The sequence below is a fragment of the Olivibacter sp. CPCC 100613 genome (assembly GCF_036959255.1).
GTDB lineage: Bacteria > Bacteroidota > Bacteroidia > Sphingobacteriales > Sphingobacteriaceae > Olivibacter.
On sequence record NZ_JAWMTI010000004.1, the window covers coordinates 435,042 to 459,197 of the forward strand.

The following is a 24,156-nucleotide window of genomic DNA, read 5'->3' on the forward strand; positions in this document are numbered from 1 at the left end:
AGTGGAAGCAAGCTTTTACCCAATCCGGTTAATTGATATTCGGATGCCGCAATCTAGGTCCTCTTCAATTTTTTTTTCGTACATGTTTGCTGGTCTCTTTTCCTTTTTATCGTTGATACCGAATCTTTTCTCGGTTATTGTTTTGCCATGTATTTCGGCGAAAATTTGCTCCAAGATAATTAAAAATATTTAGCTAATACAAAGGGTTTTGCCAATGAAGAGTTGGCTGCTATTAGTAAAGCAATCGAGCGATAGATCGCTCAAAAAAAGAAATATTTCTCGAAATACCTGATGAATAAAACAAAAAAGCCAAAGAGGCGTTTATAAGATAAGGTTTAGGTTGATTATAACATACAGAGGCTCTTGCTACCCAAAGCAGGGCCTCTGTTGTTTTCTTGCTGTTTAAAAGAAAAACATATATTTTTAGTGGGGATTGTAAAAAGTAGCATGCGAAATAGGCTAAACTAACTGCTTTAATGCTACATGCCTTTATTGGAAACTCAAAATAAAAAAATATGCACCAATTTGACGCTGAAATAAACATTATTGGTATCAATCCCTTTGTGTATGTGCCTGAAAAGATCCTGCAAAGTATATTTAGGGAAGCTGGGAAAGATAAGGGGAAGATCCCTATTCGGGGAACCATTAATGGGGATCCTTATCAGCAAACGTTAGTGAAATACCAAGGAGATTGGCGTCTCTATGTTAATACATCGATGCTTAAAAACTCGCCGAAGCGCATCGGTGAGGTTGTTAGATTGACGCTAGCGATTGATTCCGGTGATCGAACGATTAAACCACACCAGAAGCTTATAAAAGCGCTCCATGAAAACCAGGAAGCAAAGAATATCTTTGATAAGTTAAGCCCTTCGCTACGGCATGAAATTGTTCGATACATTGCCAACCTAAAAACAGAAGCAAGCATTGATAACAATGTGATCAGGGCTATTGATTTCTTATTGGGAAAGGGGCGATTTATCGGACGAGACAAACCGTAGCGGGTGATGCTAATCACAATCGCCATCTGGTGTGCAGACATCGCCGTGTATCCTATTATTTATACCTAAGGACGGATTTGCCTCAAGCCATTCGCTAAAGGAGTTTTGTAAGGTTTGACGAAATATTTCGATTGGTTGAGCGCCGGATATCCCCTGCTTTTGATTGAATAAAAAGAACGGAACTCCTCTTATTCCCAAATTCCGCGCCTCTGCTATATCCTGGTTAACGAGACGAGCATAATCTTCATTTGTTAATGCTTCTTGTATCTCTTCATCCGTTAATCCAATTTCTTTACCTATTTCGACCAATGTTTCTGTGTTTCCCAGATTACGGCCAAGTATAAAATAAGCCCTAAAAAAATGTTCTTCAGCGATTTCACCCAAAGCCTTTTTTTTGGCAAATTGTATGATTCGATGGGCTTTAAAAGAGTTTGCAACAACCGCAATGTCTAAATTATACGCTAAACCGACTTCTTTTGCCATGCTGTTCACACGGAGATGCATTGCCTCCGATTCGGCATAACTGATACCTTTGCGTTCGGCCAGGTACTGATACACGCCTAAAGGGGTGTCCATCTGTATGGGGATACTTGGATCCAATTGAAAACTTTTCCATACAACTTCCAATTTATCGTTGTTGTCAAATTGCGCGATGGCCGCTTCGTAATGTCTTTTACCTATATAACAAAAAGGGCACATAATATCACTCCAGATCTCTACCTTCATCTTCTGTGTTTCCTGCACTTCATTTTGATTTGTACGCATGACCATCCAATTTAATTTATTGCTTTAGACGTTTGATTCCTGTGGCTTTTCTATCAAAGATAAGCAATTTCGTTGGAAGCTAACCAACACAGTCACTATACTCAAGTAAAGTACCGCAAAGAATATTTATAGATTGCGCTGTGCCTTTTTAATAACAGCGTTCAGGTCGATTCCTTTATTTAATACGCCTTTAAAGAGATCACCTGTTTCCTTTAGCCTGTCATAGGCATTGTAAATAGTAAAGTCAGTCATTTTCAAACCTCGTTTTACTTCATCCCACGCAAGAGGCATGGAAACGGTCGCATTTGGCTTTGGTCGTAAGGAATAAGGGCAGGCTATGGTGGCCCCTGGTCGGTTTTGTAAAAAGTCGAGATACATTTTTCCCTTTCGACTGCTTACTCTTCTTTGCAGGCTGGTGAAATCAGGGAGTTGTTCGTGTACCAGACTGACGATGATTTTTGCAAAAAGCTGCGACTGATCGTAGTCGTATTTTGCACCCAGCGGTATGTAAATATGAATCCCGGTAGATCCGGAGGTCTTCGGGTAGCTCGGCACATTAAGGGCATCCAATACTTTTCTAACTTCTTGAGCGGCTTCAATGACCTGTTCAAAGGTATTCTTGTCTGGGTCGAGATCAATCACACAATAATCCGGGTTATCGGGCGACTGTATCCGACTGAACCAGGGATTCATTTCGATGCACCCTAAAGAAGCCATCCACAACAGGCTCGCTTCATCATCACCTACAAGATACTCCTTATGCTCACCTTCGTTAGTTGTATACGGATAGGTTTTGTCGAGCCATTCGGGTGCTTTTCCTTTTATATCTTTTTGATAAAAACTTGGCCCTTTTATGCCGTTAGGAAAACGATTCAAGGACATCGGGCGATCTTTTAGGTAGGGCAGGATAAACTCGGCTATTCGGTAATAGTAGTTGAACATATCCCGTTTGGTAATACCATCATCGGGCCAATAAATTTTACTTAAATGGTTAAATTTAAGTTCTTTACCATTGATTTCTCTCGTTTGCGTTTCCTCACGTGGATTTAATAAAGTGCGCCGTTCATTTTTCACAGGTTTTGTGATGGTTTTGCTATGTTTGTTTTCTGTGTTCACCACCGCCGCTTCTTGATCCATTGGTATCTCCATAACCACTTCATCCGCATCCTTATCCTCGCGCATACCTTTGAACGAGGCTTGCCTAAAAATTCCTTCACTGGTTACTTCGGCATAATTCACTTCGCATACCAATTCAGGTTTCAACCAGGTGGGTTTTGCACCTAGGCGTTGCGGGCGAAAGCGTGATGGTTTGTCTACATCAGGTTCTACTTCGAACGGACTTTTATCGGTGATCAAGGGTTTGAATCGTTTCATCATGTCCTTTTGCTTACTGTCTGAAAAGCCTGTACCAACCTTTCCGGCATAGCGAAGTCTTTTGCCGTCAAACACGCCCATAATCAAAGCACTGAATACCTTAGAAGTTCCTTCGTTGCGGGTAAATCCTGCGATTACTACTTCTTGCCGTCGCTGCACTTTGATTTTTAGCCAATCTTTTGATCGAAGGCCTGCCAGGTATTTACTATTCGCCTTCTTCGCTATAATTCCTTCCAATCCTACCTGTTCGGCTGCGTCAAAGAAGTCAATGCCCCTCGCTGCGAAAACCTTGCTTTGACGGATTCGATCATCATCGGTAGGCAATACATTCTGAAGAATAGCTTGCCGCTCCACCAAAGGCAACCCCATAAGATCTTTTCCTTCATACCATAAGATGTCAAAAACATAATAAACGAGATTACCATCGGCCTCACTTCTCCAATTTTGGAGTGCTCCAAAATCGGCTAATCCTTTTTCGTTGAGCACGGCAATCTCGCCATCAATCACTGCATTGATTCGCCATTTTTCTAAGAGATCAACAAGGGGGTAATATTTATCAAAGGGAATATTATTTCGGGAAATTAGCTTAACCGCGGTTTTACTAATTTTTGCAATGGCACGATAGCCATCCCATTTTACCTCATAGAGCCAGTTAGGGTCATCAAAAGGTTCATTGATAAGGGTGGCTTTCATGGGTTTGATTGCAGTAGGAATACTAGTCTTGGGAGCTTTGTTTAGTAAGGCAACCAGGTCAATTTTTTGCGGTTCCCCACTTTCATCTACATTCGCCGCCAAGTGTTCGTCGGCTCTTTTTCTATTCTTTTCGTTGGTTATTTTACGATTTTTTTTTAGGCTTTCTACCTGCCCGTTCTTCCATACCTTGTCACCTTTTTTTTCTATTTCCTCCAGCGTTTTATTCGAAAGTACTGATTTATCCTTTTTTGTGATGTCAGACGTGCGTGCAAAGGCATCTTTATGTTTGATCAACAACCAGCCGTTTTCACCCATAGCTTCCGCTTTCACCAGGGCATATTCCCCTTTCAGTTTTTGCCCGTGTATCCGAATTTTCAGTGATCCTTTGTGAAGCTGCTCCAGCAAATGTTCTTCTTGCTTTTTCTTGCTCGTCAATGTTTCGATAGGTTCGTAGGTACCCTCGTCCCAAACAATTACGGTACCACCACCATACTGCCCTTTAGGAATAATACCTTCAAATTGTCGATAGTCCATCGGGTGATCTTCCACCATCATGGCCAAACGCTTGTTCTGAGGATCGGTAGAAGGACCCTTTGGAACGGCCCAACTTTTTAGCACACCGTCCATCCCCAAACGGAAATCGTAATGTAACCGTGAAGCTTTGTGCTTTTGCACAACAAAAGTTAGCTGTTTCTTATTGGTGCTTTTGCCAGCTTTCGGTTCGTGTGTTTTTTTGAAATCTCGCTTCTTACGGTATTGATCAAGTGCCATTGTTAATATTTTTAATAGCTATCTTGAATATTAACAAAAGAAATATTAATCAGTTTTATCCAATCGGTTTGAGCAGATGTATGTCTCCTTTCACGCACCGATTCGGCCCTCGTATTAATAGGGCTCCGGAAACGAGTATACTTACTGATCAAATTTAATTCCGTCGACGGCTAATGTTTTGCAACTAACGGACACCATCGCATTCCCATAATTATCATTATAGGTGAAAGCGGAAAGCTGATCAGAATAACTATAGAGCGTTGCTGATTTGAACTCTAGTGTTTTAGGCGGATTTTTTCCATACGAATCGGTGACGGTTATTGTTCCGTCAAATTGGTTGCTTCGTTTTGACAGTACTTGAAGTAAATCCTTGTTGATTTTCTTAATCTCAAAAGTTAAATAGACATAATCTGATGGTGAGGGAGGAAGTTTCGATTGGGTTAATGTGCTGTCTTGCCCATTATTTGCTAAGGGAGCCTCATCTCTCTGGTATCTCGTAACGGAGGTGCTAACGGAGTTTAAGTCGGCCGTAACATCCTTACCATTAAAATTTATTACCATCTGAATTTTATTTCGTGGATCTTCGGATTGTGCATTAACTACGTTTCCTTTGAAAATAAGTAATGCCAACAATGGAAAATATAATAGTCTGTTCATAACCTTTATTTTATGTTTTCTATAGCTTGAACCCAAGCGATATATGCAAAAATAACGCAATGATGGAGGGTTCACAATAGATGAAAATAGGGGTTTTGATTTTAAACTCGATCAACGCTTTGCCGGATTATTTTGTTATAGAGGTTAACTTAATATTTCTGAACCATCCGTCGGAAAGATACCCGGTCCAAAAGCCCAGCCACCCTGTTTCGTCCTTACTAAGTCGGTTTATCGATAGCGTAGGAACCTGAACATCATTGATGTAAACGTCAACCCTTGTTTCTTTAACCTGTATCCGAACGTGGAACCAGTCGTCTGGATTCAGATCAAGATTGAGTGCCGCTTCATATGTTCCGGGATGCTCATTACGGAGTTTATCCCACGTGAAAGTTGGGTGTGCAATGTATTGTACACTGTGCGATTTTCTTTCCGGATTCTTAAAATTAAATGGACGAAAATAAACAGCCTCGTAGGTTTCGTCATCACCACCATGGAAGGCAATGCCGACGAAACTCCGCTGGGGCGTATTGCTGCCTTTAATATCCGCTTCTATAATTCCTTCTTTAAAATTTATACCCTTTATCCGTAAAAATCCGTTGCTTCCCTGAGCCGTGAGGTAAATTTCTTGATTATTAAAAGTGACCGTCCGATTGACAGCTTCTGATTGTGCTTGTATCTCTTTTACATCCATGGTAATCGAATCTTGCGCATACACGAAGCAGGAAGTGGAAAAGTTTATTAATATGAACGCAAACGTGATTACATGCTTGTTTTTTTTGTCAAATACTTTCATGTGCTCTTTTTTTGAACTTATGGGGTGTAACGATTCGTTAATTGTTGGACAAAGAAGGGGAACCCAACCGAACTCACCAAATTCAATTTTGTTCAAAGCTGTTCAATTGTGATCAAGCTCGCGAGGAATTTATGCTGGCTATATGTTTATTTATAAATAAGGAAAAATAAGCGTTTCTCACTGAAACTTTTTAAGCGCATCAATTGTTCCATCCATAATACAATTCTACAACGATCCGTCAAGCGGTTTTTCTCTCAAAAATAATCGCATGAAAGCAGCCCGTGAAGTAATGATTATTAACCCAGTTTATATAAATATTGGATTATGAACAAGAATACCACGAAATTCGATAACATATTGAGTACATCTCCCTTTTATGGTCATGTCAACCATGAACCCGATTCCAGTAAAGAGCAGCAGCGTAACACCCCTGAAAAATCAATGCCTTTTTCCGATCAAATCGGCAATTATCAACGAAATAAAGGGATACCGAATGGGGCTTTTCTACATAGTAAAGTTTATATTATAGGTAGTGGGATAGGCGGTATGGCTACCGCCTATTATTTTATACGGGATGGACATATTCCGGCAGAAAATATCATATTTTTAGAGCAATTACAGATTGAAGGGGGATCCTTGGATGGAGCCGGTAATCCTCAAGAGGGCTATATTATCCGTGGCGGCAGGGAGATGGATATGACCTATGAAAACCTATGGGATATGTTTCAAGATATTCCGGCCCTTGAACTACCACCTCCTTATAGTGTGTTAGATGAGTATCGGCTGATTAATGATAATGATTCAAACTATTCAAAAGCTCGGCTCATTCATAACCAGGGGAAGGTACAAGATTTCAGTAAGTTTGGATTAACAAAGAAAGACCAATTGGCCATCATCAAACTTTTATTGAAGAAAAAAGAGGATTTAGATGACCTGACAATTGACGATTATTTCAGTGAATCTTTCTTGAAAAGTAATTTTTGGACATTTTGGCGCACAATGTTTGCCTTTGAAAACTGGCATAGCCTACTGGAATTAAAACTATATATGCATCGTTTTCTACATGCAATTGATGGTTTGAATGATCTATCATCCTTAGTGTTTCCGAAATATAATCAATATGACACATTTGTAACTCCTTTGCGAAATTTCTTAAAGGAAAAAGGGGTGAAAATTCGATTTGACACACTGGTAAAAGATCTGGATATTCATAGTAATACAGGAGGAAAAATAGTACAGGCTTTAATCGTGGATAAAGACGGAGAGGAAAATAAAATTCCTGTTACAAAAGACGATTATGTGATCGTAACTACGGGATCCATGACAGAAGATACTTTCTATGGGAACAATGATACATCACCTGTCATCGCGCTTGATAACAGTCAGAGCGGGCAAAGCGCCGGATGGAAATTATGGCGTAACTTAGCGGCTAAATCATCCATTTTCGGTAAGCCTGAGAAATTTTGCAGCAATATCGAGCAATCGTGTTGGGAATCCGTTACCTTAACCTGTCGACCTTCCGCCTTTGTAGAGAAACTGAAAGAATATGCCGTCAATGACCCTTACTCTGGAAAAACGGTTACCGGGGGAATCATCACTATTACTGATTCCAATTGGTTGATGAGCTTTACCTGTAACAGACAACCCCATTTTCCGGAGCAACCTGATGATGTGCTGGTCATTTGGGTGTATTCTCTTTTTATGGATAAAGAAGGGAATTACATCAAAAAAACGATGCCGAAATGCACAGGAAATGAGATTCTTACCGAATTGTGTTATCACGTAGGTATTATCGATCAAGCGGAAAATGTCATAAAAAATACCATTGTTCGTACGGCTTTTATGCCTTATATTACTTCGATGTTTATGCCGCGGGCGAAAGATGATCGCCCAAGGGTAGTTCCCGAAGGATGTAAAAATTTAGGCCTCATTGGTCAATTCGTCGAAACGAATAATGATGTGGTCTTTACGATGGAAAGTTCAGTCAGGACCGCTCGGATAGCAGTATATGAATTACTGAACCTCAATAAACAAGTGCCTGACATTAATCCGCTCCAATATGATATTCGCCATCTATTAAAAGCGGCAAGAACGCTCAATGATGATAAACCCTTTTTAGGAGAAGGCTTGCTCCGAAAATTTCTCAAAGGAACCTACTTTGAACATATTTTACCTACTGGTGGCGAAGAAGAGGGCGAACATGAATCTTTCGTAACCGAGCAGATCAATAAAGTAAAAGAATGGCTAAAAGGAATCAGAATTTAAGGCTTTAAATGATTCAAGCCGAATCCTCATTAGGAGGACCAATCATTCAGATAATAAGCATGGCCATCAGGCAAAGGCCATGCTTTTCTATATCGCAATTCCGTGAAATTTATTGATTATAATTGGGATAGGGGGTACCTTTACCTGTTTCGCAAAGACGCTTCAAACTTCTAAAGAAAAGTGCCCAATCATAACTACAGGACGCGAACTCAGCAGTGTAATCCTTCCAGCCATCGTGACGAAACCATAATATACATCCTTTCTTATGGGGTTCAAGCTCAAAAGTAAGTCTGGTACCGATCCATTCTTCATAGGCTTTGAGACAAACCCATTTTACCTTACTGTAGGCTTTAAGTTCCTCTACTTTCATTTCTTTAACATAATCGGGACCGAAGGCAAAGCGTAAAATACTGCCGATCTTCGGTGTTGCAAGCGTGTCGGGTGTCCACCAGCCTGCCAGACCTTCTTGTGTCGTTAGTGCTTCAAAAACCTTTTCAACAGGTGTTTCAATAAGCAATCGATGATAAATGCATTTATCATTTTGCTGATCTGCTACAGGGGTCTTTTTCTGAGATTCGGAGTTTGTGTCAGCTTGTTCGAGATCCTTCGGGGTCGCCTTTCCTTTCCCTGTCAAAATCAAATCTTTAAGACTTTCTTGAATATAATGCGTCCATGCATCGCGACAAATCTGGAAACATGCATAGGTCGGAATTAAGCCTTGATGTGTAAACTTTAAGGTAGTTTTACCCTTCTTTTCAGTCAGGTCAAAGATTATATAGGTGTTTTTCCACTCCGTTTCGTCAGGTAAAAACTTAAAATAATTGTCGAGCACATGCCAAACTATTTTTTCGTTGGGCACCATTTCGATAATTTTCAATTTAACCCGATGAACATCCTGATAATGATAAAAAAATTCACTATTGAGTTTGTCGGTATCACCTTTGATGTTTTCTGACCACCAGCCTCGCACATTGTTCACGGCGTTGAAAACTTGTTGTGCTTGTGTGTTGACGACCAAAGTCGTGCTGAAATCTTTATTTTTCATCTATTTAAATTTATTTTTTGTGATTTTTCAATGTTCTTTCCTTGTATTTTCAAATCAAAGTTAAAGACATATATACAGCCTGTTGGGGTGTCAAATAGACTTTGTTGCGGGTTGATTTGGACATATTGATTTACTAACTTTGTTGTCTAACCATTATAAATCGAAACGGATGAAACATCTTACGATATTAGTGCCCGATATCCAAACCGCCAATAGCACTATTGCCTGCATTGTGGGAGCCTATCAAATTTTTACGGGTGCTAACAACTATTGGGAGAAAAAGGGGCACCCTCCCTTGTTTAAAATCGAAACGGCAGGTGTCGCCGAAGAATCTTCGTTTATCAATGGCTTATTGACAATGAAGCCGCAGGTCAATATATCGACATTAAAAAAAACAGATCTTGTGCTGATACCCTCCCTAACACCTGAATTTAAACGGGCTATGGATGGTAATATATTGCTGATCAATTGGTTTAAAGAGCAATATAAAAATGGTGCAGAAATTGCCAGTATGTGCACGGGAGCTTTTATGCTGGCTTCATCCGGATTGTTGAATGAAAAAAATTGCTCCATTCATTGGGATTCAGCAGACGATTTTAGAACCCTGTTTCCGGATGTACACTTAAAAACAGAGAAGTTGATTACGGACGAAAATGGTATTTATACGAATGGAGGAGGCTATTCATTCTTAAACCTACTTTTATATCTAGTCGAGAAGTATTATGATCGCGAAACGGCGATCTATTGTTCCAAAATCTTTCAAGTCGATATTGACCGACAGACACAATCTGCCTTCACGATATTCACCGGACAGAAGTCTCATGGAGATGAAGTCGTAATAAAAGCACAACAATACATGGAAGACAATTTCTATAAAAAAATATCGGTAGAAGATCTTTCAAGGAAATTTGCCGTGGGAAGACGGAACTTTGATCGACGATTTATAAAGGCAACAGGTAATACCCCTGTTGAATATTTGCAGCGAATAAAGATCGAGTCCGCCAAAAAAGCATTTGAAACTACACGTAAAACCATCAATGAAGTAATGTACGAGGTCGGTTATTCAGATATAAAAGCTTTTCGGGAAGTCTTTAGAAAGATAACAGGCCTATCACCACTGGATTATAAAAACAGGTATAATAAAGATACAGACCTTTATGCCTATAAATCAAAAGTTGTATGATTATTATCATTTCGTCTATTTTTTTCCCCTTTCGACCTATCTATTTTTGAAAAGCCAAGGATAGAAACCAGTCAGTAAAGGCTTGTTCTTCGCCTAAAGCCAATTAAATGGATTGATCAACATGAAAGAACTCATCAAGCTGACCATACGCTTTGTATGCTCGATGGTAATAACCGTCGTTTCTGCTCAAGATATTAATCTATTACGCCAAGACTTCATCCATCCCCCAAGTAGTGCAAAACCAGGCGTATATTGGTATTTTATGGATGGGAATATGACTGCTGAAAGTATGACAAAAGACCTGGAAGCGATGAAGGTCGCTGGCATTGGCAATCTGATTTTTCTGGAAGTAAATGTCGGAGTGCCCCGCGGTCAGGTCGATTTTCTGAGTGAAGAATGGACAAGCCTTTTTGCACATGCAGAAAGGGAAGCCAGGCGCTTAGGAATCGAAATTACCTTGGGTATCGGTCCTGGATGGACGGGAAGCGGTGGCCCTTGGGTCCGGGGAGATCAATCGATGCAACATTTAGTTGCCAGTGAGGTTATCGTATCAGCTAATGAAGCCAAAAAAATTACCTTGCCCATTCCGTTGCCGCACAAGCCATTTTTTGGCGAGGAGGGATATACAGAGGAATTTAAAAGCAACTGGATGGAGTATTATAAGGATGTTGCCGTCTTGGCTTTTCCGTTCGAAGAAAGTTCGATGGACACCATTGCTAATATAGAGGAAAAGGCGCTTTATGAAAGAGCCCCTTATAGTTCGGGGATTGTAAAGTCCCTTTTATCGGCACCGACAGCTGGAAAAAGTAAGCAGCAGCGCGTTATCTCAAAGACGGGAATCTTAGAGCTGACGGATCATTTGGAATCCAACGGTACACTGAATTGGAAACCGTCCGATGGAAAATGGAAAATAATGCGCTTTGGCAGCAGAAATAATGGGGCCATCACGCGTCCGGCACCGCGTCCGGGTATTGGTTTCGAATCTGATAAATTTGATACCGTAGCTATCAATTTTCACCTGAATCACTATTTGGGCAAAATCATGAAAAAAATCGAACCTATACGGCAGCATCAAATCGGTGGACTGAAACGTTTACATATGGATAGTTGGGAGATGGGAGCCCAAAACTGGACGGCGAATTTTCGAGACGAATTCCATAAAAGACGCGGATATGATCCGTTACGCTATTATCCAGTATATATAGGCAAGGTAGTGGGGAGTGCTGAAGAAAGCGAACGTTTTTTGTGGGACTTGCGGCAAACTTCACAAGAATTGATCTTGGAGAACCACGCTGGTTTTGTGAAGAATTTTGCTAAAAAATATGGATTGGAACTTTCAATCGAACCATATGATATGAATCCTACAGCTGATCTGGATCTGGGTAGCGTAGCCGATGTGCCGATGGCTGAATTTTGGAGTAAGGGATATGGCTTCAATGCCAGTTATAGCGTAATAGAAGCTACATCAATAGCACATATTATGGGGCGTAGTTTAGTTCCGGCGGAAGCCTTTACCGCCCAAAATAATGAAGCATGGAAACAGTACCCCGGATCGATGAAAAATCAAGGAGATTGGGCTTTCGCTTCGGGTATTAATCGGTTTGTATACCATACTTTTCAAAATCAGTTTCTACCGGATTCATTGCGGCCAGGCGCTACTATGGGGCCATATGGCGTCCACTGGGATCGAAACCAGACGTGGTGGCCGCTTGTGCATAGTTATCATGCTTATGTTAGTCGATGTCAGTATCTTTTGCAGCAGGGAAGAACTGTAGCGGATATGCTTTACCTCACACCCGAGAATTCCCCTCAGGTCTTTGTTCCACCCCGCTCTGCAGTTATCGGAGATACGATCGGGGATCGGCGAGGGTTCAATTTTGACGGATGTTCAGCCAGTCAACTCATGAATGCCTCGGTAAAAGATGGTAAGGTGACTTTTCCGGGTGGTGGCAGTTATCAAATCTTGATTTTGCCTGATTATGAGACAATGACGCCCGAACTATTGACAAAAATAGGTGAACTTATTTTTGACGGTGCCTTGGTTGTCGGCAATCCGCCGATGCATTCACCAAGTTTAACCAATTATCCAGAATGTGATCATTACATTCGTTTACAAGTGGAAAAAATATGGGGTGCTACGGATACGCCAACAAATCTTAGCAGAAGGAATTACGGAAAAGGGTTGATCGTTTGGGGAGAAAAATTGAAAGAACGGTCTGATATGCTTTATCCCGATTATGAGCTTACCGCGTTAATTTTGAAGAATGCGAAGGTAAAGACAGACTTTTATACCGAAGGAGACCTGAGATATACACACCGTACCCATCCAGCTTGGGATCTATATTTTGTTGCCAATAAAACAGATGAAATAATTCAGACAGAAGGGATATTTAGAGACGCTTCCGATCATCCACAATTGTGGAATCCGTTGACTGGTGAAATTCGTGCGCTAGCTGATTTTCAATATGACAGCGGATCCATAAAAATACCCTTACGTTTTGAAGCCTATCAAAGTTTTTTTATTGTTTTCCCCAAACAGGGAAGATTGCCCGATGTAAGGCATCAAAATTTTGATACGTATGAAACCTTGGTTTCATTGAATGGCCCTTGGAATTTGGCATTCGATCCGGTTTGGGGAGGCCCTGCCGATACGACCTTTTCTTCGTTGAAAGATTGGTCACAAGAAGAAAACGAAAGTGTGAAATACTATTCCGGGCGTGCATATTACCACAAAAAATTCAACTTGCCCGCTACCGTACACAAGAATGATCGACTTTTTCTGGACCTTGGGGAAGTGTATAATTTGGCCTGTGTTCGTGTTAATGGACAAGAGCTCGGTATTCTATGGACTGCACCTTGGCGGATCGAACTTCCAGGCAAATACCTGAAAAAGAAAGATAATTTCCTCGAAATTGAAGTGATAAATTTATGGCCGAATAGGCTTATTGGTGATGAAAAATTACCTTCTGAGGGGGTTCAAAATGGGGAATGGCCTCAATGGTTGCAAAAGAAACAGCCCCGTACGAGCAAACGTTTTACATTTACAACTTATCAACCTTATAAATTAGACAGTCCCTTACTAAAATCAGGTTTATTGGGGCCTGTCATGATCAAGCGAGTTAAAAATTAAATCGGAATAGCATCCGCCTAAGATCGAGTGCTATTCTTTTTGCTCGCTAATTGTGCGGAGGATATATTCCGTATAGAGCGATGATATAGTTTAAGCCAAGATAAGGTTGCATATTGTTCACCGGTTGCCCCCCGCCAACATTAGCTGTCATTTGTGCATTCATGACGGTGTTTGCATTACTTGCATATTCTGCATCGGTTGCCCCGGTATTTGCAGGAAAATTACCGCTGGGATCTCCCGACGTTCCTGGTTGGCTGTTCGCCATTACCGGATGATTGTGGGGAGGGATATTGGTAACAAGCAGTGTATTATTATTGCTTCCACTTGATTCTCCAAGCGTTATTTGTTTTAAACCGACTCCCTGACTTGCGCCTGCGTGTACAGGTACGCGTCCCCTTAAATCCGGTAAAGCAAAGGTAGTTACTCCATCTCCACCATAGGTGGTTCCGAGAATAGAAAATAAAGCTTGATTCTGTGAAATAGCAAGCAATTGGCCGTTGCAGAATGCCCAGCCCTTTGGTTCATAATTACCTGCAAAAAGGACAATAGTCCCGATAAATGCTTCATCCATAATAATTGAGTTAGCTTATTTAAAGTATAGTTAATTAGCCTGGCCATTGGTAATTCCCCCTAAATAGTGATTTTTCGGTATTAGGCGATGAATGTTATTAGCGTAATTTTTTGTGTTGATGTTTATAATGTCTTGATATTCTGTGTTGTTGGTGTAATTTTAGTACAAAACCTGATATATTTTTGTATTCTTTTTGTTCATTTTTATTACAACCTCGTCTCAAAAAAAAAGGAAAGGAGTCTCCGATAATTTTCTGATATATTCCTGTTTAGTTGAGGGGCTATCAAGAGGGGGAGTGGGATGCGTTACACTAGAGGATAAGATAATTATAGGAAGCCGTTTCATATTTGAAACGGCTTCCTATAATTATAAAGCATCTTGGATTTCTTCTAAGGACTTACCCTTGGTTTCCGGCATAAACTTCCATATAAAGAAGAAAGAAATAGCCATCATCACACTATAGAAGATAAAGGAATAATAACCTCCTTTTGGGCTGCCTTCCGCAATAATGGGGAAGAGCCAGGAAATAATAGCCGCCATAATCCAGTGAGTGAAGCTACCCAGCGAACTTCCTTGGGAGCGTACATTATTGGGGAAAATTTCGGAAATAAACACCCATATGACTGCACCCTGAGAAAAAGCAAAGAAGGCAATGAAACCGATTAAGTACAACAGTACAGATGATGCGCCTGCCACGCCTTGACTAAAGGCATGTGCAACCAATGCCAAAAAAATAAACATACCCAGGCTTCCAATTAATAAGAGTCGCTTCCGCCCAAATTTATCAATAATGGTCATTGCCAAACACGTGAATAAGAGATTAGCTCCACCGATAAATACGGGTTGTAAATAAGCTAGTTTTTGATCGAAGCCTGCCAATTCAAAAATGCGTGGTGCGTAATATAGAATAGCGTTGATTCCGCTCAACTGGTTAAACATAGCCAATAAAACGGCATACAAAATAGGCTTTATATATTTTCGCTGAAATAAACGGTCTTGTAAGGCACCCGCTTGTGGGTTTGTTTTGAAAAAAGCATCTATTGCATCTGCTTCCCCTAATTTCAAGAAAATCGCCCGCGCCTTTTCCGGATAACCATGAATGGCTAGCCATCGCGGGCTTTCAGGTACAATTTGTAAAAGGCTAAAAAATAGCAACGACGGTAATACCATAATACCCAGCATCCAACGCCAGGCTTCATCGCCCATTCCTACGAAAAGAAAGTTTGTTAAGTACGCGACAAATATTCCCAAAACGATCATAAACTGAAAAGAGCTAGTTAAACGCCCCCTGCTTTCCGCTGGAGCGATTTCGGAAATATAAATTGGCCCTACAACGGAAGAAATGCCAACAGCAAGTCCGCCAATAAAACGAAATAGAATAAATAAAAGCCAAGTGTAGGACAATGCGCAGCCTATCGCAGAGCACAAATAAGCGAGCGCTATTATTATTAATACTTTTTTACGGCCAAACTTCTGTGCAGGGATACTTGCTGACATAGCGCCGATAACAGTGCCGATTAGACTAGCCGATACCGTAAATCCCTGCCAGAATGAATCAAGCTCCCAAAGCGCTTGTATATTTTTCTCGGCGCCGGAAATGACAGCTGTTTCAAAGCCAAAGAGAAAACCACCTAAAGATGCTATAAGTGAGCATTTGATGGCAAAACCATGTTTAGAAAGGGTCCCCATTTACTTGTTATTTTTTAAAGGATTGATAAATGAAGCTGCTCCCAATATTGCAGCTTGTTCTCCCATCTCTGCTACTTTTATGGTAACAGGCACTCCGCGTTCACCTAAAACACGTGAAACTTCCGGTAAAAAGAAGCGATGCGCTTTGCTGATGTTTCCGCCAATGATTACCACATTTGGTTTTAGCTCCGCGATATGTGCTGAAAGAAAGTCGACCAACCACAAGGCTAATTGCTTGATGGCTTGTTCGGCTTTCGTATTGTGATGTAGATGCGCGACCAAAGTCTTGACGTCGTCGATGTCATTTCCTCCCAGTGAGCGATAAAAACTTAATATTCCTCGTGTGGAAATATAGTCTTCGGCAATACCATCCAAAAATGCGGAGGAACCGAGATTTAAATCTTTTACTTCTCCCTGATCAAATAGAGCGGATCCAAGTCCAGTGCCAAGTGTCACTCCGAAGATCCGATCTTTTTCGTTGCAACGAGATGCTTCGCCGCGAAGAAAGGCCTCTGCATCATTCCGAAAATGAACATGCTTTGCGGGAAGTTGCATGCAAGCGGCAAAAATCTGCCTGATATCCATACCGTAAAGGGCGTCGTATTTATTCATGCCCTTTATTAAAGAGATACCTCTTTCATAATCAAAAGGGCCTGGCATAGATACCGCTAGGTAGTTGCATTTATTTCCCCAAGCCTCTTCCGCTGCGACTAGGGCCGCTGTCCAAGCATCCGTTATTACGGATGCTGAAGCATGCGGATCAATTTTTCGGCGAACTAAACTGTGCGGTATTACAGCGTGGTGTTCCATATCGACAACAGCAGCAGTTATATGAGAACCTCCCACATCTGCGCCAAGAACAGTTTCTTGCATAGAGCTATATTTATTATTTGATGATCATTGTTAAGGTAGTGGATCCGCTTCTCCTGGACGAGCTGGATCATAAACGGCTACACCTACCTTCGAATCTGCACAACCATAATACAGGTACCATTTTTCTTGAAAATATACCAAGCCCTCGATGAATACCGTCCCATCTTTATATTGACCGCTTTTTTCAAAGGATTCCATGGGTCTTAAAAAGGGCACATCCAATCGGTCAATAACCTTTGTCGGATCATTACGATCAAACAAGACTTGACCAGCGCTGTAGGTTCCTTTATTGAAGCGGCCATCTCCATTCTTTGGATTGTTTTTGCCATTGTATAAAAGCAAAATACCGTGCTCGGTTAGAACAGCGGGAGGGCCGCATTCGGTTAAGTCACTATCAAAATAACCTGCTCTCGGTGATATAAATGCCTTTAAGACACCCTGCTTGTCGGTTATCGGCTCCCAATCGATTAGGTTGTCTGAGGTAGCGCCATAGACGCCGTTTTCGCCCCAATACATCCAATATTTGCCATTCACTTTGGCAATTACCTGCTTGCCGTTTTTTACCTGTGTAACAATGGAGGCAGATTTATGAAATTTATCAAGTACTAAGGCGGCATTTTTTGCTTTGGAGAAAATTTGCCCATGTTTCTGCCAATGGACTAAATCTTTTGAGGTAGCCACTCCCAAACGGGCGATTTTCCTATTCCATTGCGTATAAAACATGACATACAGGCCATCCTCTGTTACTGCAACACGTGGGTCTTCTGTTCCTCCCGGCCATTCAAAATCCTTCTGTTCGTCAGCTCCTGGATAAAAAACAGGTGTTTCCTGACGCGTAAAGGACGTACCGTCAGTACTTACTGCATATCCGAGTCGAGAGGTGCGATGGCCAATCTGCACCCCGGATTTATCCTCGGCTCTGTATAAAACCACGATCTTGCCATCCTTTACGGTAGCTGCCGGATTAAACGTGTCGTTCGATTCCCAGGCCACGTCTTTCCCACTCATGGGGTCCCTAAATCGCGTGTTTTCCCGTGGGGAGATAACAGGGTTGACACCTGTTGGTCGTACGAAACCACCAAGGGCCCAATCCGGAAGCTTATTTTTTTTGGATTGGGCCTGTACCTGAATCACGCTGGAAAGAGCGATTGCTATAACGAGTACTTTCTGCAAAAATCTTCTATTCATATGTGATAACATTTTTAAATGGATACTTAATTTTCTTAATTATTCATGTTAATACCCTACATTTTGACTAATCGTTCCTCCGGATAAATCGATCTCCCGCTGCGGTACAGGATAGAGATAATTACGGCTGTTGAAATTTTTGCCCATAGCACGCAGTACTTCTTCTGCAGTCTGCCATCTTCTTAAATCACTGAATCGATGGCTTTCAAAACCCAATTCAGTTCTTCTTTCCTGCATCAGCCATGTCCTTATTAATGCTGGATCTGAAACCTGCGTATTACGGTCAGATAATGTTCCTGTAGGCGCTTTTCCACCGCTTACGGTCGGGGTATTGCGCGCGCGCGCACGTACTTCATTGATTAGACGAATGGCCTGCGGGTAATCTCCGGTTTCTAGGTAAGCTTCTGATTTCCAGAGGAGGATGTCTGCCCAGCGAATTAAAATCTTATTGGCAGGAGAATCGCCATTACCTCTGTTGGCCGCGTTTAATTCGCCCATGAGCTTATAAACCAATCTGTTCTCGCGGTCTACCGTATAGTCCAAACGCGGATCATTTGCTTCGAAAGATGCAACAAAATCATCTGTAGGCGCAATAAACCCCCAGCCTAAGAGTGAACCAATTCCATTACCATTTTTTGGTAAGGTGCCTTGTGTATGATTATAAGCGAAAACAACCTCTTGATCTTTGAATTTCTTGCTATTGTCAAAACTATCAAAATAATTACTGTTCAAACTAAAGTACCCTTTTTGCTGCAGCGCGTCGATTTTAAGCAGCACATCCTGCCATTGTTCATTAAACAGGGCCACTTTAGCTTCTAAAGCGAGCACCGTGCCCAATGCAACCCGCCAAGGTTCCTCTTCAGACGCATATTTTGTGTCTGGGAGCAATTGTTCTGCTTGTTGCAGATCGGTATTTATCTGTTGCCAGATCTGTTCCTTTGGCACACGTACAGCAACTTCATAGGCCTCATCAAAATCTGTCAATGGTTTCGTTAATAAGGGTACATCCCCAAAATTTGTCACCAACTCAAAATAAAAATAAGCCCTTAAAAATAAGACCTCCCCGAGCATACGGTTCGCCAAGTCTGCATCCATATTGGCTTGTTGAACAATAGTTGGATTACTGAGTTTATCAATCGCCAGGTTTGATCGGGATATGCCTTCAAAGGCATAAGTCCATAGGCCATTAAAGGCAGGGTTTTCCGCGGTGAACGAAAAGCGGCCAACTTCATCCATCCAGGCCTGATCTCCATCGGAGGCCCATTTTTTATTCATGTCACCAGCTGCAATATCTTCGATGACAAAATCGGGACGAATAAATAAGCCTTTATCCCAGCTACCGTCACCCAAAAAACCTGTTGTATTTCTTAAAGGTTCATAAGCACTGTTCACGGCCGATTTAAGAGTAGCTTCGGAAGGACTATCACTTATTTGATCGGGGGTGAGTAAACCGATGGGATCTTTTTCCATATTGCAGGAAGCCAGCAATAAACAGAGGCCCAATAAACTGCTATAGATAAATATTTTCACCTTAATAAATCGTTTTAAAGATGATGGCGCTTGTCGGCCTATGGTAGGCGGAAATGATGCGCTTCTTTTTGCATATGCAATATATGTAGATTTCATATTCCTTCTTGCTTAAGTTAAAACGTTACATTGATACCAAATAAGAACGTCCTAGATGCTGGATACGTTCCCATATCAATTAAATCGGTCGATTCGGGATCTAAACCTTTATAATCTGTTAAGGTTATTAAATTCTGTCCGGAAACATACACCCGCATATTTTTAAATGCTTTGGTATTTTTGATTAAAGAACCGAATGAGTAACCTAATTCCACATTTTTTAAACGAGCGTAAGAAGCATCCTCTAATACAATGGTTGAAACCCGGCTACTGCCGTTGTCGTTAAAGGTCAAACGAGGAATCGTGTTGCTGGTGCCTTCACCATCCCAGGCCCCCAGTACATCGGTGGTATAGTTAAATGGGCGTGTATCGAAATCTAAAATCTTTCTTCCGTCGTTATAACGATCAACCCCTTGCACTCCCTGGATCAAAACTGCTAGGTCAAAACCTTTATAGGCAGCTGAAAGATTTAGACCATAGGTTAATTTAGGGATCGGGTTGCCCATAAAGTCCCGATCCTGATCATTAATCATTCCATCTCCATTTAAATCTTTAAAACGGATATCTCCAGGTTTTTGCGTCGGATTCTCTACACCGGATAAATGCGTGTTTACTTCTTGCTGATTTTGGTAAATTCCCTCCACGAGATAACCAAAATAAGCGTTCAATGGATTGCCTACTTGGGTTCGTGTGGCCGTGCCGCTGATATAGGGTACATTTGGATGTAACTTCACAACTTCATTGGATAAGGTGGCTAAATTCGCATTTAACCCGTAACGGAATCCATTTTCAGTCGTATTTCGATAACCCAAAGAGAACTCAAAACCTTTATTTTTCACTTGCCCTGCATTTACAATGGTCGGTTGTACATTTCCAACTAAGCTTGGAAGGGAAATCGGCAGTAAAATGTCCCGGGTATCCTTGATAAAATAATCAGCGGTCAATGAAACATGATCGTCAAAGAACGAAGCATCCAAACCGATATTGTGTTGCACCGTTGTTTCCCATTTTAGGTCGGGATTACCATAGCGGTCAATCAGGTAGTTTTCGCCCACTCGCTTCATTAACGTTAAATATGCATAATTATCGATTTCTTGATTTCCTAATGTACCCGTACTGGCCCGTAAACGGAGATCACTAATCCAACTTATAGCTTGCATAAATTGTTCCTTGCCCATGGCCCAACCTACCGAGACGGATGGAAAATAGCCCCATCGATGATTTTCACCGAAGCGAGAAGATTCATCTGCCCGCAGATTAGCCGTTATCATATACTTTCCTTCATACTCATAGGTCGCTGAACCAAAAATACTGAATAGCGAATATTCCGATCCTGAGCCACCGTTCCATAAATCCAGTAGCGTGCTGCCATAATCGAGGTACCGGAATGTAGGCAGTGTATAATCATAACGTCTGCGAGAGCCGTTAATTGATGAAGCGTTGTTTTTAATATATTCCGTCCCGGCTAAGGCGCTGATATGATGGGAACCGAACATCTTATCATAAGACAAAACATTGTTCCAAGTCAAGGTAAAATCTGTTCCGCGATCTTCATTCAGCCCATCTGGGCGATTAATACGCCCTTTTCCTAAATCGTTGGGGCTGGCACTTCCATCATCATCACCGTAATTTTCAAAGAAGGCCTTGGTGTGATTTACATTCAGATCGATACCAACATTCGTTCGGAATTTGAGCGATTTATCTGCTAGAAGTGCATATTCACCAAATACATTTCCAAAAGTTTTAATCTGTGAAAATACATTATCTGTAAAATAGGCCGCCGCTACCGGGTTGCGCGTATATTCATATTTATTACTTTCATAGCCTGTATTTGCTTGATTGTTCCTATAAAATGGCAAATCTGTAAATGGATCCGCAGCAGACCAAGTTGGATCGGATGGATCTTTGTAAACACTTAATAAAGGTGGCCTCAATAATGCGTGCCGAATGATGCCGGGTGCATCACCTTTCGCCGAAATCTGATCACGTTTAGAATAAGCCATCTGCATATTCGTACCTATTTTAAAACGATCCGACAGGGCGCTGTTTACATTTACCCGGAAATTAATTCTTTCATATTGATCATTGTCGAAAATGACGATACCATTTTGCCGGTAGTAACCACCCGAAATCAGGTATTGTGTTTTTTCGTTGCCGCCGCTAGCCGATAATTCAACGCTATTGGTTTTCCCGGTTTCAAACAACTCATCAAGCCAATCCGTATTCGCAAGATCGGTGCGTGACTTATCTAGCGTATACGGGTTCTCGCCGGTAATCCCCGAGTTGTTCCATGCTTTTTCCAATACATTTAGATATTGCGGCGTATTCAGCAGTTTAGGTAAATTAGCTACCTGTTGGAGGCCACCAAAGTAATTAATATTGAATGCTTTTTGTCCAACCTTACCTTGCTTTGTTGTGATAACCACTACACCGGCGGATGCCCGAGATCCATAGATGGCTGCGGCCGACGCATCTTTTAATACGGACATGGATTCAATGTCGGAAGGATTCAAAAAAGTAATGTCTCGGGAAGGTACACCGTCTATGACATATAAAGGGTTATTATTGCCAATGGTGCCTTCTCCGCGTATTCTTACATTAATGCCGTCGCCTGGTGCACCACTGCTTTGCGTAATTTGTACCCCAGCTACCTGCCCCTGTAAAGACTGGGCAACATTAGGTACACGTCGTGTCTCCAAATCGGTCATATTAACAGAAGCAACAGCCCCGGTAACGGACGATCGTCGCTGGGTAGAATAACCCACAACGACAACTTCATCCAATGCAGCAGCATCCTCTAATAAGGTGATGCTAAGATCTGCATTTCCGATAACAGCCACTTCTTTGGATAGGTAGCCTGTAAAGGAAATTAATAAGATTTGCCCATCCTTTGCGGCTAAATTGAATCGGCCGTTCGCGTCGGTTGAGGTAATGCCCTCCCCGTCTTTAATACGAACGGTTGCCCCAGGTAGGGGTTGTCCGGTAGCGTCTAATACACTTCCTTTAATGCCCGTTTGTTGCCCCATTTCCCCAATTAGCGCCCATTTTCCTTCAGCGCCGCTCGTGAACGCGGGAAGTAGTACGCTAGGAAAAACAACCAAGCACAGTTTTAAACATAAGTTTCTACTTTTCATCATTTTTTAGTTAGGTGTTAATCATAATTTAATGAGCACAATACGCGATTGTAACATAAATATGGAAAACCGGTTTTTCTGATTAGCTAAAAAAAAGGTCAGTTCCGAATGATGTGACAAAACTAAATTAAAAAAACCAGTTTAGCAAGGGCGTTTTCGACTATTTTTTGTTGATGCTGGATTCTCTGATTACTAATTTAGAAGGAAAAACTTGGTGGAGACCGGATGGATCGGCGGGAATGCCATTGATCCGGTTTAATAACGTATCAATAATGGCTTTGCTTAAATGCGCTAATGGTTGGATAATAGAGGTAATGGAGGGTGTAAATAACCGGAATAAGTCATGTTCATCGAATACGATAATACCGATCTCGTCGGGTATTTTTTTTCCTATTTCTCGAATGGCTTCCAAACCACTGATGCATAGGTAATTCGTTGCAAAGAAAAGCGCGTCTACCTGAGGATTGTCCTGTAAGAAATCGATCATTCGTTGCTTCCGTTGATCACGCTGCTCGCTATAAGGGACCTCTAGTACAATCGGCAATCGATTATGTGTTCTCATGCAATTGATATAGCCGTCGAGGCGTTCCTGCATTTGACTTTGAGAAGAGGCTAAGGAAATGAAAGCAATCTCCTTAAAGCCCTGCTCTAGAAAATGTTCACAGGCCTCAACCACCATCGCTCGATTGTTGGTGCCAATGTAATCCGTCGCTACATTATCCAGCATTCGATCAAAAATAACGATGGGCACCCCGTCATCCATGACCTTTTTGATTTCTTCTTCCATATGAAGGGGAGGGGCAATGATAAAACCATCAACCTTGGTGTCGCGGAATAATTGTAAAACGGAAAGTGCCGCTTCCGTATCGCCCAATGTACTGCTGTAAATGATCCGGTACCCACTTTTTTTCGCTTGCTCTTCAATCATCAACGCAATAGGTCCGAAAAAAGAATCACCGATATTTTCTACGATTAGGCCGATACTATTTGATTTTCCCGTTGCAAGGCTTTGTGCCATATAATTCGGCTTAAAACCGATTTCTTTCACATAGTTCAGCACGCGCTGTTCTTGCTCTTTACTGATTCTGTGGGCCTCTGCTTTTCCGTTAATGATAAAGGATACCGTAGATTTGGCAACTTTTAGATGTTTTGCTATATCGTTAATCGAGGGTTTTTTCTCCGCCATATCGCATTTTGGGCCTTATTGGATAAAGGATTGAGCGAATGTCTCAAATTTCGAAGATAAATGCAAGGCGTAATAAAATATAAATAAGAAGAAAGGGATACCACTTACCCATTTAAATCAGTATATTCGCAATGTTTAGATACTTTCAGTAGCATTAACTCTTGAAACGCCTCGCACTCTTATTCATGATTCCTGTCGTACTACTTCAAAGTTGT

16 protein-coding genes are annotated in these 24,156 nt (G+C 41.4%); 4 read left to right on the forward strand and 12 right to left on the reverse strand.

Annotated features, from left to right (window positions below):
* Window positions 1–515 precede the first annotated feature (515 nt).
* A complete protein-coding gene (locus tag RYH73_RS16045) occupies window positions 516–998 on the forward strand; it encodes a DUF1905 domain-containing protein (protein ID WP_335314453.1) in 483 nt (160 codons plus the stop codon).
* 9 nt (window positions 999–1,007) lie between these two features.
* On the opposite strand, the gene RYH73_RS16050 is transcribed toward RYH73_RS16045, so the two are convergent.
* The 4 genes from RYH73_RS16050 to RYH73_RS16065 form a co-directional block, all read right to left on the reverse strand.
* Window positions 1,008–1,763 (reverse strand): DsbA family oxidoreductase, encoded by a 756-nt coding sequence (locus tag RYH73_RS16050; RefSeq protein ID WP_335314454.1) that lies wholly within the window; start codon window positions 1,761–1,763, stop codon window positions 1,008–1,010.
* Between the two features lie 126 nt (window positions 1,764–1,889).
* On the reverse strand, window positions 1,890–4,601 hold the full coding sequence (gene ligD, locus RYH73_RS16055) for a DNA ligase D (RefSeq protein WP_335314455.1): 2,712 nt from the start codon (window positions 4,599–4,601) through the stop codon (window positions 1,890–1,892).
* A 141-nt stretch (window positions 4,602–4,742) separates the two neighbouring features.
* Entirely contained in the window at window positions 4,743–5,258 is a 516-nt protein-coding gene (locus tag RYH73_RS16060; protein ID WP_335314456.1) for a hypothetical protein, read from the reverse strand.
* 127 nt (window positions 5,259–5,385) lie between these two features.
* Window positions 5,386–6,051 (reverse strand): family 16 glycoside hydrolase, encoded by a 666-nt coding sequence (locus tag RYH73_RS16065; protein WP_335314457.1) that lies wholly within the window; start codon window positions 6,049–6,051, stop codon window positions 5,386–5,388.
* Window positions 6,052–6,375: 324 nt separating this feature from the next.
* Here RYH73_RS16065 and RYH73_RS16070 point away from each other — a divergent pair, with 324 nt between their 5' ends.
* On the forward strand, window positions 6,376–8,316 hold the full coding sequence (locus RYH73_RS16070; protein WP_335314458.1) for an oleate hydratase: 1,941 nt from the start codon (window positions 6,376–6,378) through the stop codon (window positions 8,314–8,316).
* 109 nt (window positions 8,317–8,425) lie between these two features.
* On the opposite strand, the gene RYH73_RS16075 is transcribed toward RYH73_RS16070, so the two are convergent.
* Window positions 8,426–9,361: an SRPBCC family protein gene (locus tag RYH73_RS16075; protein ID WP_335314459.1), complete on the reverse strand. Its 936-nt coding sequence runs from the start codon at window positions 9,359–9,361 to the stop codon at window positions 8,426–8,428.
* Between the two features lie 169 nt (window positions 9,362–9,530).
* Here RYH73_RS16075 and RYH73_RS16080 point away from each other — a divergent pair, with 169 nt between their 5' ends.
* Both RYH73_RS16080 and RYH73_RS16085 read left to right on the forward strand, forming a co-directional pair.
* Window positions 9,531–10,544 (forward strand): GlxA family transcriptional regulator, encoded by a 1,014-nt coding sequence (locus RYH73_RS16080; RefSeq protein WP_335314460.1) that lies wholly within the window; start codon window positions 9,531–9,533, stop codon window positions 10,542–10,544.
* A 121-nt stretch (window positions 10,545–10,665) separates the two neighbouring features.
* Window positions 10,666–13,674, forward strand: a complete 3,009-nt coding sequence (locus RYH73_RS16085; protein WP_335314461.1) for a glycosyl hydrolase — start codon at window positions 10,666–10,668, stop codon at window positions 13,672–13,674.
* A gap of 46 nt (window positions 13,675–13,720) precedes the next feature.
* Here the strand turns inward: RYH73_RS16085 and RYH73_RS16090 are convergent, their stop codons facing one another.
* From RYH73_RS16090 to RYH73_RS16120, 7 genes are all read right to left on the reverse strand, one after another.
* Window positions 13,721–14,245 carry a phage tail protein gene (locus RYH73_RS16090; RefSeq protein WP_335314462.1) on the reverse strand — a complete coding sequence of 175 codons (525 nt, stop codon included), beginning with the start codon at window positions 14,243–14,245 and terminating at the stop codon, window positions 13,721–13,723.
* A gap of 366 nt (window positions 14,246–14,611) precedes the next feature.
* Entirely contained in the window at window positions 14,612–15,934 is a 1,323-nt protein-coding gene (locus RYH73_RS16095) for a sugar porter family MFS transporter (protein ID WP_335314463.1), read from the reverse strand.
* On the reverse strand, window positions 15,935–16,807 hold the full coding sequence (locus RYH73_RS16100) for an ROK family protein (RefSeq protein ID WP_335314464.1): 873 nt from the start codon (window positions 16,805–16,807) through the stop codon (window positions 15,935–15,937).
* 30 nt (window positions 16,808–16,837) lie between these two features.
* Window positions 16,838–17,995, reverse strand: coding sequence for a glycoside hydrolase family 130 protein (locus RYH73_RS16105; protein WP_335314465.1), 1,158 nt, complete (start codon window positions 17,993–17,995; stop codon window positions 16,838–16,840).
* A gap of 48 nt (window positions 17,996–18,043) precedes the next feature.
* Window positions 18,044–19,621, reverse strand: a complete 1,578-nt coding sequence (locus tag RYH73_RS16110; RefSeq protein WP_335314466.1) for a RagB/SusD family nutrient uptake outer membrane protein — start codon at window positions 19,619–19,621, stop codon at window positions 18,044–18,046.
* Window positions 19,622–19,638: 17 nt separating this feature from the next.
* Entirely contained in the window at window positions 19,639–22,758 is a 3,120-nt protein-coding gene (locus RYH73_RS16115) for a SusC/RagA family TonB-linked outer membrane protein (protein ID WP_335314467.1), read from the reverse strand.
* A 157-nt stretch (window positions 22,759–22,915) separates the two neighbouring features.
* Entirely contained in the window at window positions 22,916–23,941 is a 1,026-nt protein-coding gene (locus RYH73_RS16120; protein ID WP_335314468.1) for a LacI family DNA-binding transcriptional regulator, read from the reverse strand.
* Between the last annotated feature and the right edge of the window lie 215 nt (window positions 23,942–24,156).